Origin of the sequence: Rahnella aquatilis CIP 78.65 = ATCC 33071 (assembly GCF_000241955.1) — a bacterium.
GTDB lineage: Bacteria > Pseudomonadota > Gammaproteobacteria > Enterobacterales > Enterobacteriaceae > Rahnella > Rahnella aquatilis.
The window spans coordinates 603968-616988 of the sequence record NC_016818.1; the positions used below are offsets into that span (position 1 = coordinate 603968).

A 13021-nucleotide genomic window follows, 5' to 3' on the forward strand; every position below is an offset into this window, starting at 1 on the left:
AACCGAGGCCCATGAGGTCGTGTCTGCCCGATGTTCTGGTGACGGACCCCGGGGCATTTTCCGGTCCGTCGGAAAGGTGAAAATCAGCCGCCTATCTTTCGGGTAGCCACTGATGTAATAACTGTTCCAGTTGCAGGTTCAGCCCTCCGCTCAGAAGCAGCGTTATCAGCAGCAGTCCACATCCGATTAACCAGGGAGAACGCAACCAGCCACCGCGCCTGATAAAGCGGCGGTTTATGATTACCGGCGTATTCAGAGGGAAATCAAAGTCAGGAACTAATTCGTTGAGTTCATTGAGAAGTGCCTGACGGGCAGGGGTTGGCTTATCGCGATAGATGCCCTGAAATCCGAGCGCCAGTGCACGTTGAAAACACGTCAGGACGCGGATATCGGGCGAAGGCTGCTGCAGTACCTGACGAATGCGGTCATACAGCTCTTCGCCAGCCTGGAATGTCTGAAAGAAACGAACTTGCAGGGGCTGATTCTGCCAGACGACACGTTGACGGGTATTTCCTGAAGCGGATTCATCAAGCAAAGCACATTGTGTGTAAGTGATATGATCAATATTCTCAACCGAGATATTTTGGTCTTTAAGTGCTTTACGTACCGCATCAACCTGAATAATGCCCTGCTGATAAAAAGGTTCCCCTGTCGGCTGATCGTTTCGTCTTAGCGATATAACCAGTAACCAGGTGCCCTGAAGCAATCCATCAATAGATGTCATGAGTGAATATATCCGTGAGGTTAAAAATAAGACCGGCAATAAAATTAACCTGTCAGGGATTAAGCTTATAACGACACAACAGGGAGGGATATAAAAATGAATATGGCCTGTTTAATTTAATTCATGAATGTTCAGAGGGTTGCAGGGAGAGGTTTTGCGTCCGGCCCCCTTCCGGCGTGGCCTGTAGCGATGTTGTTTTGTCATTCAGGCCTGTGCGTGAAGTTTTTCAGACACACGGGTGCGCTGATTTTCAGATAATTAGTACCGCCTTTATAATTTTCAACTCAATAATTTTCAATATTTACATTCGCTGGGTGAATGATTTAAATTATCGGGCGGTAACCGGGTTAGTAAATACAGGATAAATTATTTTGGTATTTCGTGATGTTTTTATCATGATTTTTAATTTTTTTTAGACTGTTAATAGAAACGCGTTAATAGAATTAAGTCAGCGTTTTAAACATCCGGAATAATTATGTTTGAATGTTTTTGCCCGTGGATATGAAAAAGCCGCTGATCGGCATTGCGCTGATCGCGGCTTTTTTTCGTCTGCCAGTGCCTAAATTTTCAGTGCCAGCCGCGTGCCCTGATCGATAGCGCGGCGGGCATCGAGTTCGACGGCCACGTCTGCGCCGCCAATCAGATGTACGGTTTGACCGGCCGCCTGCAGCGGCTGATACAGTGCGCGCTGCGGTTCCTGCCCGGCGCAGATAATAATGTTATCCACTTCCAGACACACCGGTTCGCCGTTCATCATCAGATGCAGCCCGGCATCGTCAATGCGTTCATAACTGACACCACTTTGCATTTTCACGCCACGTTGCAGCAGACTGGTGCGGTGGATCCAGCCGGTGGTTTTTCCCAGCCCTGCGCCAACTTTAGTGGTTTTGCGTTGCAGCAGCACGATGTCCCGCGCCGCGGGTTCCGGCTGTGGCCCGATGGGTGACAGACCGCCGCGATATGTCAGGCTCTGGTCGATTCCCCATTCGTGGCTGAAAGCCTGAGGGCTGAGACTCGACGACGAGCCGCTGTGGCTCAGATATTCGGCGGTATCAAAACCAATACCGCCCGCGCCAATAATCGCGACACGCTGCCCGACCGGTTTTTTATCCCGCAGCACGTCCAGATAGGTCAGCACACTCGGGTGATCAATACCGGCAATATCCGGCAGGCGCGGTGAAATACCGCAGGCGAGGATCACATCGTCGTAGCCGGTGAGCTGGCTGGCATTCACGGTTTCCCCCAGACGCAGTGTCACGCCCAGTAATGTCAGCTGACGCGCGTAATAACGCAGCGTCTGATAAAACTCTTCTTTACCGGGGATCTGTTTGGCGATATTAAACTGCCCGCCGATTTCATTGTGTGCCTCAAATAACGTGACGTGATGCCCGCGGCTGGCGGCGGTGGTGGCAAACGCCAGTCCGGCAGGCCCTGAGCCTACCACGGCCAGACGCCGGGTGATTAGCGCGCGGGTGACCGGTAACTGCGTTTCCCGACAGGCGCGCGGATTCACCAGACACGAGGTAACTTCCCCGGCGAAGATCTGATCGAGACAGGCCTGATTACAGCCGATGCAGGTGTTGATTTCATCAGCCCGTCCCTGCGCGGCCTTTTCGACAAACGCCGGATCGGCAAGGAACGGGCGCGCCATCGAAACCATATCCGCACAGTCTTCGGCGAGGATTTTCTCCGCGACCTCAGGGTCATTAATACGGTTGGTGGTGATCAGCGGGATCCCGACTTTGCCCATCAGTTTTTGCGTCACCCAACTGAACGCCGCGCGTGGCACCATGGTGGCAATGGTCGGAATACGCGCTTCATGCCAGCCGATGCCGGTATTGATCATGCTCGCCCCCGCCTGTTCGATGCGCTGCGCCAGTGTTTCGACTTCCTGCCAGTCCGAGCCTTCCTCGACCAGATCCAGCATGGATAAGCGATAAATAATGATGAATTCCCGGCCGCAGGTTTCACGCACACGACGCACGGTTTCGGTAGCAAACCGCATGCGGTTATCAGCAGAACCGCCCCAGCGGTCCGTGCGCTGGTTGGTGCGCGCGGTGAGAAACTGATTAATCAGATAACCTTCTGAGCCCATGATTTCCACACCGTCATAACCCGATTCTTTCGCCAGCCGCGCGCAGCGGGCGAAATCCGCCAGTGTGGATTCAATTTCCTCTTCACTCAACGCATGCGGCGTAAAACGGTTGATCGGTGCCTGAAGGGCAGAAGGCGCGACGGGGTGAGGTTGATAGCTGTAGCGGCCCGCGTGAAGGATCTGTAACGCAATTTTGCCGCCAGCAGCATGAACCGCGTCAGTCACCACCCGGTGATGTGTGAGGTGTTCCTGTTCGGCGAGTACTGACCCGCCCTGATACACCACGCCCTGCGCGTTAGGGGAGATGCCGCCGGTGACAATAAGCCCGACACCTGCCGCAGCACGTTCTGCATAAAAGGCCGCCAGACGTTCAGGCCCGTCCTGCCGTTCTTCCAGCCCGGTATGCATGGAGCCCATCAGCACGCGGTTTTTCAGCCGGGTAAAACCTAAATCCAGCGGCGCCAGCAGGTGCGGATAAAACAGCGAAGCGCGTTCAGTCATGGAATTCTCTTAAGTGGTCGGATGAGATGAGTTCAATTTAGCTGCTGGCAGAACAATTGGAAAGTCAGTGTGCAATGACTGTGATATGTATCACCCTGAGGAATTCGCTAAGCGTTAATTAACGATGATGCATATTTTTCGTCGCGCTTTATTACGGGGTAAAGGGGAATTTGAGGACGGAAAAAAGCATCAGATAGCAGGAGAAATACTTATTTCTGTGTTTTTACATACTCAGGTCTTATTACAGGTTGCTTATTTTTAACCTTTTTTTAAGGGGTTGCAGTCGTTAGGATTATTTTTATAAAACGATATCGAATCGATTCAGTTCGGGTTAGAGCTGGACTAGGCTGAAGCTGCTTCACCCTAAAAATTCAATTCTAATCTGGATATATACTATGAATCTTATTGACCATACAGCCTGCCGCCCGTTCACCGAAGCCGGGCATTTGTCCCAGATTGCAGCCTATTATGAAGAAGGCCGTAATGTCATGTGGATGATGCTCAGGTCTTATCCACGGCCCTGTTTTAATCAGGAACTCATTGAGGACATCATGGCGCTGACTTATACCGCAAAAGCGTCGGGACTGCGTTTCGATTTCTGGGTCACCGGTTCTCTGGTGCCCAATATGTACAACGTGGGAGGTGATCTGAGTTTCTTTGTTGATTCCATCGTCAATAACAAACGTGAGGCGTTACGCGCTTACGCCAGATCCTGTGTGGACTGCGTACACGCCGCCGCACGCGGGTTTGATGTGGGGGCGATCAGTTTGTCGATGATCGAAGGCACGGCGCTTGGCGGCGGCTTTGAGGCCGCACTGGCGCACCACTATGTGCTGGCGCAGAACACGGCACGGATGGGGTTTCCTGAGATCGCGTTTAACCTTTTCCCGGGAATGGGCGGTTACTCGCTGGTGACACGCAAGGCGGGGATGAAGCTGGCGGAGGAACTGATTTCCAGCGGCGAGTCGCATACCGCCGAATGGTTTGAAAGCCGCGGGCTGGTGGATGTGTTGTTCCAGCCGGGGGAAGCCTTCAACGCCACACGCACGTTCATGGATGTTTTGCGGCCCAAGCTCAACGGCATCCGGGCGATGATCCGCGCACGTCAGCGTGTGTTGCAATTATCGCGTTCAGAACTGATGGATATTACGGAGGATTGGGTGGATGCAGCGTTTACGCTGGAGGAGAAAGACCTGAGTTATATGGAGCGTCTGGTCATGCTGCAAAACCGGCATACGGCATCATTGCGTAAAACCGGCTAGCAGCAGGCAGAGACAGCCCGTCACTGGCGCTATTTCTGTTTTGCTTTGTGTTTAAAAACATGGGGTGAAGCAATCATTTTTTCCTCAAGCCAGTGCTCCAGCTCACTCGCGGGCATTGGCTTGGCGTACAAAAAGCCCTGTTTGCTGTCCACACCGATTTCGTCAATCAGCTTCTCTTCTTCCGCCGTTTCCACCCCTTCCGCGACCACCGTCAGTTGCAGCGTTTTTGCCACCGCCACAATCGCCCGCACCAGCGCCTGAGACACCGGGTTGTCATTGATTCCACGGATAAAGCTTTGATCCAGCTTGATGCAGTCGAGGGGGATCCTCGCCAGTTGTGACAGTGAAGAATAACCGGTACCGAAATCATCCAGATGCACCTGCGCGCCCAGTTTATGCAACTGGTTAATCATGGTAACCGCTGCACCTTCGTCTTCCACCAGGCAACTTTCTGTCAGCTCGAAATCCAGCAGACAACCTTTCATGCCAGCTTTTTTCATGGCATCCGATAACGTCGTGATGAATGAAGCGTTATTGAGCTGTCGTCCGGAAAGATTCACCGCCACACGCAAATTCAGCCCTTTTTTCTGCCATTCCGTCGCCTGACGGGTTGCCGTTTCAATCACCCATTTGCCGATTGGCGTGATGAGACCGGATTCTTCGGCATAAGGAATAAAGCTCTGAGGCTGGATCAGACCGCGTTCCGGAGAATGCCAGCGCAGCAGCGCTTCCACGCTTTGCACATTGCCGTAAAGCGACACTTTCGGCTGATAGTGTAAGACCAGTTGATCTTTCTCAGACAAGGCTTTGCGTAAATGAGTATCTAACCACATGTATTCAGAGGCTTTCTCATTCATACCTGATGAGAACACACAGTGTACATTTTTGCCTTTTTCCTTGGCTGCATACATGGCAGTATCGGCGTTTTGCAACAGTGTGTCTCCGTCGGTACCGTGTTCCGGGCAAATCGCGATCCCGGCTGAACAGCCGGTATACACTTCAATCAGTCCGATACGGAACGGCAAAGTAAGCCTGCGCAGAACCCGCTGACTCAGCGCTTCCAGCGTTTTTATCTCAGCATGCGTGCTGAGAATAATGAATTCATCGCCGCCGAGCCGCGCCAGTTTATCGTCAGGCGACAGGCAATCCTGAATGGCATCAGACACCGCCCGCAGCAGGTGATCACCAAACATATGCCCGTAGGCGTCGTTAACTTTTTTGAAGTTATCCAGATCCAGATAAATCAGCCCGACTTTGTTTTCACCACGCTCGAGGAGTGCTCTGGCAAGGGATTCCTGCAAGGCATTACGGTTAGCGAAACCGGTCACCAGATCGGTGTTTGCCAGCACGCGCAAACGCTCCTGTGCCTTGCGTTCGTCGGTGATGTCAGAGCCGGAGCAAATCAGATATTTTTGCTGTTTGCCGCTGCCGCTGTGGACGAATTTATTGCGAAACAGGAACAGGCGCTGGCCTTTGACGGTATTGATCCAGCGTTCCACTTCATAAGATTGCTGGTGCTGAAAAAAGCCAGTGATGTTCTGACGTGAGGCCAGACCTTCTTCCATTGACATGAATAAGTCATAGGCACTTCGCCCGATAACATCTTCTTCGCGCAGGCCGGTATATTCTTCGCTCAGGCGGTTAAAACGGTGGACTTTGCCTTCCTGGTCAATAATGACAATCACGGAGTTGGCTTCGGAAACCACCTGCTCAGCAAAGGTCAGTCCGACTTCAAGGTCATGCGCGACAGACTCGGTGTCATGATAAGCGGAGGCCGTACCGGCCCAGGCTTTGCTGTCGATTTTCCGCCCGACAAGATACAGACGCACGGGGGATCCGAACAGGGTGATATCCAGCGCAAAACTTGAGGTGATCCCGGTCAGTTGCTTTATTTTCCCTGCCTGCCACTGCGTCAGAGGGATAGCAATATTGACAACGCCTTTCTCTGCGGATAACTCCAGCGCATTACTGTCTGAACTCAGTCGCCAATAGGGGCGCGGTGTACCAAAATGCAGGTACAGAAGGGAAGCATCTTGAGAGTCGACCATGAATGTTTCTCCGCAAAGAACGCTATACGCCGCCAGTGTGGCGACAGTCGACAGTCAGCACAGACGGAGCTTACTCTGTTCAGCACACCCGCAGCGCTCCGTAAAAAAATGGATAAGGGCGGAATGGCGTAACACATTGAATTTAAGGTTAGCAACTGTCCGTTATATAGCCAGTAACCGGACAGAAATTACTGCTCAGAACAGGCGGCCTCCGTTGCCGGAATACCGCCTGAGAGAGAACGTTTATGATTGTGTTCCGGGCCCGGTTTCAGGCCCGGAAAGTTATTTCAGCAGGAAACTGGTTTTTTTCACATCCTGAGAATCTAACCCCACGAATACATTGAACTTTCCGGGCTCAGAAGCCCATTTCAACTTGTCGTTGTAGAAACGTAAATCTTTTTCAGTGATCGCAAATGTCACGATTTTCTCTTCGCCCGGTTGCAGGTTGATTTTCTCGAAGTTTTTCAGCTCCTTAACCGGACGACTGATCGACGCCGTAACATCCTGCAGGTACATCTGGACGATAGTCGCGCCGCTGACTTTGCCGGTGTTTTTCACCGTCACGCTGGCGGTCAGCGGATGTCCTGCATCCATCGTGGTGGAGGACAAATTCACGTCAGACACACTGAAACGGGTGTAGCTCAGACCATAACCGAACGGGAACAGCGGGCCGTTGGTGATATCAAAATAACGGGTGGTGTATTTATCCGGATGCTGCGGATTAAACGGGCGGCCGGTATTAAGCACGCTGTTATACAAAGGAATTTGCCCGACAGAGCGCGGGAAGGTCATCGGCAGTTTGCCTGATGGATTGTAATCGCCAAACAGTACGTCGGCAATCGCATGTCCGCCTTCGGTGCCGCTGAACCAGGTTTCCAGCATGGCGTCAGAAATTTCGTTTTCCCATGACAGGGTCAGCGGGCGGCCATTCATTAACACAACAACCAGCGGCTTACCGGTGGCTTTCAGTGCCTTAAGCAAATCCCGCTGGCTTTGCGGAATGTTGATATCGGAACGGCTGGAGGCTTCATGCGCCATGCCTTGTGCTTCACCGACGACAGCGACTACAACGTCAGCTTTTTCTGCGGTTTTCACTGCTTCGTCAATCATATCCTGTGGTTTGCGCGGATCGTTGATCACCTGTTTCTCGTAAGAGTTCAGGAAATCGACCATAGCCTGATCGTCAGTGACGTTGGCACCGCGGGCATACAGGATGGTGCCTTTATCACCGAGCACATCTTTCATGCCCTGCAACACCGTGACTGCCTGCGCCGCTTTACCGGCCGCCGACCAGCTGCCCATCACGTCACGCTTGCTGTCAGCCAGCGCGCCCACGACGGCAATCGTGCCTTTTTTCTGTAACGGCAACGTTTGATCGTTATTTTTCAGCAGCACCAGCGAGGTACGCGCCACTTCGCGCGCCTCCTGACGGTGCAGGCGGCTTTCGGCGTTAGTGTCAGCCGGGTCGCTCGACGGCGGGCCTAAATGACGATATTCATCGACAAACAGTCCCATATCCCATTTCGCCGCCAGAACATCACGCACGGCGCGGTCAATATCTTTCTGGCTTACCAGACCGTCGGCAAGTAACCCTTTCAGGTATTTACCATACATATTGTCGGCCATGTCCATATCGACACCGGCTTTCAGCGCCATCGCGGCTGCCTGACGATCGTCTTCGGCTACGCCATGTTTGACCAGCCCGCCAATGGCACCGTGGTCGCTGACGGTCAGGCCTTTGAACTGCCAGTCGTCGCGCAGAATATCTTTCAGCAGCCAGGTATTCGAGGTGGCAGGAATGCCGTTAATGCTGTTCAGCGCCACCATCACGCCGCCAGCACCGGCATCGACTGCTGCTTTATACGGTGGCATGTAATCATTGAACATGCGGGTCAGGCTCATGTCCACGGTGTTGTATTCGCGGCCGCCTTCGACAGCGCCGTACAACGCATAGTGTTTGACGTTGGCCATGACGGCGTCAGGGGCAGAGGGATCTTTACCCTGATAACCGGTAACCATTTCATGCGCGAGGCGTGAGGTCAGGTAGGTATCTTCGCCGAAACCTTCAGAAACACGGCCCCAGCGCGGATCACGGGTGATATCAACCATCGGTGAGAACGTCATGTTCAGGCCATCAGCCGCCGTTTCCAGTGCGGAAATGCGTGCGCTGGTGGCAACCGCCTGCATATCCCAGCTCGCCGCCAGGCCGAGGCTGATAGGAAAAATAGTGCGCTGCCCATGCACCACGTCATAGGCATAAAACGGAGGGATTTTCAGGCGGCTGTATTGCACCTGATCCTGCATCCGGCGGATATCGGGTTTTGTTACCGTGTTAAACACGCCACCGACTTTACCGGCGCGGATGTCAGCCATGATGGCTTCTTTTTGGTATTCAGGCCCCACAGTGACCAGATTCAGCTGACCGATTTTTTCATCAAGGGTCATTTTTTTCATCAGATCGGCAATGAACGCGTTGCGCTCTTTCACCTGATCCTGAGGTATGCCCGTTGTTTCAACGGCGAGAGAAGAAGCAGAACTTACCAGTAACACTAACGCGCCAAGCATGTGATGCGTATTCATCGGAATTCCTTCAGCCATAAACAGGGGAGCCAAATCAGAGAAAATTCAGCAGCCTGAAGCAAACAAAGCAATGATCATTCTATGAAAAGTATAGAGTGAGAATCTAATACGTCCGTTCAACTATTAGCAATGAATAGTTTAGGCGTTATCACACTCTCTTTTTACCTTTCGGGACATCCCGCAATTTACAGGTAATCAGAATGATAGATACAAAAAGACCTTCGATGCATCCCGCAAATTTTTATATTTAGGATTAAATGACGTCTGGCTGAACAAATAAGCATCAAAAGTACGGCGAGGGGAACGCGCGGGAATAATAAAAAGGGCAGAACATGCGGCTCTGCCCTTTAACAATCTGGAATATCCCTTCAGGACATCGGATTAATAGTAGTAAGACATATCGGTCGGGGTTTTGCTCATGACGTCAAAGAAAACGTCCTTGGTGTTTGCCCAGAATTGCGCGACGGCAACGGCGTTGTAGCTCATGCCCATCAGGCTCATGACAAAGAAACAGGTCACGGTCAGGCCGATACCGCTGCATACGAATGCCATCGTATTGCGGCTGGACTGGCGGCAAACAATATTAAGCTGGCTGGTGCAGAACATCAAAAAGGCGCTCAGTAATTCCCAGCGCATCATTAAAATCCCGGCAGTTAATGTACCCATCGATAAAATCCTTACTCACTACAGCCATTTGCACGAAGCCAAAATCAGCCGCAAGGCGGCGACAACGGGCGGGCAATGGGCTTTACTGAAGAAATGGTGAATTACAATTATGTGACGACGGTCACATTATATCACCGGATTTTATTTTTGAGCAAAAAATGTTCGCTAATGAAAAATAGGCATAACACATCAACTTATTTTGATGATGTGTTATGAAAAGCGGATAAATCGCGACGTGGTTTGAAGAAATAATCAGGCACCGTAACCCATCACTTGTAACAGATGCTGAGCCTGTTGCACCGCTTCCTGCCGGTGCGCGACACCCAGTTTCTGATACAGATTACGGATATGTGTTTTGATGGTCGTCGATGCGACATCCAGCTCACCGGCAATCTGGTCATTACTGTAGCCGGAGTAAATCAGCCCCAGAACCTGCCATTCGCGCTGCGTCAGCGGGCTGGTGCGGATAAGTTCCGGCACCTGCGGATGGGTCAGCAGTTTATTCACAAAGCCTTCGTCGAAATGGGCAAACTTATGGCGGTGATGCTGGTTAATTTCGCGCAAAATCTGCTGGGCGCGGCGCTGTTCCAGCTCCGGCAGCAGATTAAGCTGGATCAACTGGCGCAGTTGTTGCGCCATCATTTCCCCTTCGATGACGAAATGGCTGACAAAGCCGGTGCGGTTCGCCAGCCCGAGCGCTTCAATCAATACCTTCTGAGCATCACTTTTGCGCCCGGTTTGCCAGTAAAGTAAGTTACTTAGCAGCAAGTTGCGGTTCAGATCGCTGGTCAGGCGCAACTGGCGGGCATTCTGATTGAGCTCATCCAGAACCACTTCTGCTTCATCAAACTGTTCCAGCAAAATCTGTACGCGGGCGATATTGCGCCACTGACCTTGCTGGAAATGGTTATCCGCCATGTCCGGTTTACGCGCCTGTTGCAGCCACTGGCGTGCCGCGTTTTTATCGCCAATCATCTGCCAGTAAATCACCCGCGGCTTATCGGTATTGGTCAGCCAGTCGATATGATACTGACCCGTTTTCAGCAATGCCTCGCAGCGCTGTAAATGGTGATGGGCGTTATCGAGCTGGCCGCGTGCCAGCGAACATTTCGCCAGCATCGCCAGGCATTGCAACTGCTGCTGTGGCTGGAAATTGCTCAGCACGTTGAGCCCTTCACGCGCGGCTTCTTCCGCATCGTCGAGCCGCGACCACGACCACAGCAGTTGTGAACGTAAACGCAGTAAAAATTCGTGCATGGGCAACTGTTCGAGATGCTGTTCGCGCACCAGTTCAAAAGCGCGATCCTGCATCTCAAACGCGGCCTGCAAAAAGCCCTGAGCAATCAGAATTTCACTCTGTTGCAGCAGCGCCCATAAGGCGTAGTGATAGGCTTCATAACGGCGGGCGATTTGTTCGGTCTGCTGCATCAGCGGCAGTGCGCGGGTGAGATCCCCTTTGCAGTGCTGAATTTCACCGGTCACGGAGGTGGCCACAATGCGGCTGTAATAGCTTTCATAAGGCAGATAGCGCAGGGCTTCGGCGGCCAGTTTTTCCGCCTCATCCTGACGTCCGTCGTTGATAGCCACCTGCGCTCGCAGGGCATCAAACTCGGCCGCCAGCGTCTGTTCCATCACGATATTATGCTGTTTCATTTCACTTTCAGCGCGGGCCAGCAACACGTCAACTTCGGCATAACGGTGCTGACTTTGTGCCAGCCACGCCTGCAACAGCACCAGTTTAGGATTCTGAATCAGCCGGTCATAAGGCAGAGCCGCCAGACATTCTTCCAGCAACGCCAGTTCGCTTTGATTAAACAGCGCCCAGGCATGCTGCAGCAAAATATCGCGCAGCAGATTGGTGTCTTCAGCACCCAGCGCATGATGAATCGCTTCGGCCGGGAAACCTTGTGCCAGCCAGCCTTCGGCGGCAGCGCGGTGAATGGCAGGCAGCTCGGATGCCAGTTCCCACTGACAGCGCTGACGCAGGAAGGTGGCAAACAGCGGGTGGAAGTTAAACCATTCGCCGCTGTCATCCATACGGTTGATGAATAATCCCTGACGTTCCAGCTCTTCCAGACGTTGCTGGCCATTTTCGCTGCCGGTCAGGCGCACAATCAGTGCATCGTTCATTGAGCGCAGCAGCGAGCAGCGCAGGAGGAAATCACGCGTCGGTGCATCGACGCGATCCAGCACTTCATCCACCAGATATTCAGAAAGATGGCTGGCATTCAGCCCGGCCAGTTTGCGTGCGGACTGCTGCGTCGAATGCTGTGAGGAGTGGGAAGACTGCCGCGCCGATAAGGCAATCAGCTGCAACGCGGTGGCCCAGCCTGCGACTTCGTCACACAGCCGGCTGCTGTCTGCCTGATCAATCGGGTCTTTCAGCCGGTTGTCGAAAAATTGCTGTGTTTCCGGATGGGTAAATGCCAGATGCGAGGCATTGAGTTCCAGCAGTTGATCCCGCACACGCATATTGGCGATGCCCAGCGGTGGCAGGGTGCGTGAAAGCACCACCAGTGACAGATTCTCCGGCTGATGGCGCAGGAAAAAACGCATCCCTTCATGAATGGCGTCATTGGAAATCAGATGATAATCGTCGATCACCAGCAGCAGCGGGCTGTGCCAGTCGGAAAGTTCCACAAAAAGCTGGGCAAACAGCGCCGGTAAACTGGCGTACTGATGCTTGAGGCTCAGCGCCTCGCTTTTAACGCAATGCCCGCCGCAGGCCTGCTGCACTGCAGCAATCAGATAGCTGGCAAAGCGCTCCGGCTGATTGTCGCTTTCATCAAGAGAATACCAGCCCAGATCGCTTTTACCTGCTGCCCAGTGTGCCACCAGCGTCGTTTTTCCATAGCCTGCCGGACTGGCGACCAGGGTCAGACGATAATTGGGCGCAGTCGAGAGCTTCGTCAGCAGACGCTCGCGAACCACTGTATTTTGCTGCCGCACCGGGCGGCTCAATTTTGAAGGGATCAGCATTTTTTTCGATTCTTTTGACAGAAGGACAGAGGGGGCGTTATTTATTTCACAGCGTGTAATTAATCACTTTTTCTAAAGTCCTCCTTTGAAACATTGATTGCAAGAATGTTACGTTTTTACATGCCGTTAAGTTGCTCTGCATCACACTTCTTAATACAAATTTTCA

Annotated in this window: 7 protein-coding genes; 1 reads left to right on the forward strand and 6 read right to left on the reverse strand. The window is 52.5% G+C overall.

Annotation, left to right across the window (positions count from 1 at the left end; all coding sequences use genetic code 11):
* Positions 1 to 91: 91 nt before the first annotated feature.
* A complete protein-coding gene (gene tssL, locus RAHAQ2_RS02780) occupies positions 92 to 724 on the reverse strand; it encodes a type VI secretion system protein TssL, short form (RefSeq protein WP_014333764.1) in 633 nt (210 codons plus the stop codon).
* Positions 725 to 1283: 559 nt separating this feature from the next.
* Complete coding sequence (locus RAHAQ2_RS02785; RefSeq protein ID WP_014333765.1) at positions 1284 to 3320, reverse strand: NADPH-dependent 2,4-dienoyl-CoA reductase; 2037 nt, start codon at positions 3318 to 3320, stop codon at positions 1284 to 1286.
* 395 nt (positions 3321 to 3715) lie between these two features.
* On the opposite strand from RAHAQ2_RS02785, the gene RAHAQ2_RS02790 reads away from it, so the two are divergent.
* Positions 3716 to 4582 carry a crotonase/enoyl-CoA hydratase family protein gene (locus tag RAHAQ2_RS02790; protein WP_014333766.1) on the forward strand — a complete coding sequence of 289 codons (867 nt, stop codon included), beginning with the start codon at positions 3716 to 3718 and terminating at the stop codon, positions 4580 to 4582.
* 29 nt (positions 4583 to 4611) lie between these two features.
* Here the strand turns inward: RAHAQ2_RS02790 and pdeR are convergent, their stop codons facing one another.
* The 4 genes from pdeR to malT form a co-directional block, all read right to left on the reverse strand.
* Positions 4612 to 6630 carry a cyclic di-GMP phosphodiesterase gene (gene pdeR, locus RAHAQ2_RS02795; protein ID WP_014333767.1) on the reverse strand — a complete coding sequence of 673 codons (2019 nt, stop codon included), beginning with the start codon at positions 6628 to 6630 and terminating at the stop codon, positions 4612 to 4614.
* A gap of 282 nt (positions 6631 to 6912) precedes the next feature.
* Positions 6913 to 9210, reverse strand: a complete 2298-nt coding sequence (gene bglX / locus RAHAQ2_RS02800; RefSeq protein WP_014333768.1) for a beta-glucosidase BglX — start codon at positions 9208 to 9210, stop codon at positions 6913 to 6915.
* Positions 9211 to 9591: 381 nt separating this feature from the next.
* On the reverse strand, positions 9592 to 9876 hold the full coding sequence (locus RAHAQ2_RS02805; protein ID WP_013573866.1) for a YjcB family protein: 285 nt from the start codon (positions 9874 to 9876) through the stop codon (positions 9592 to 9594).
* A 252-nt stretch (positions 9877 to 10128) separates the two neighbouring features.
* A complete protein-coding gene (gene malT / locus RAHAQ2_RS02810; protein WP_014333769.1) occupies positions 10129 to 12855 on the reverse strand; it encodes an HTH-type transcriptional regulator MalT in 2727 nt (908 codons plus the stop codon).
* Positions 12856 to 13021 lie beyond the last annotated feature (166 nt).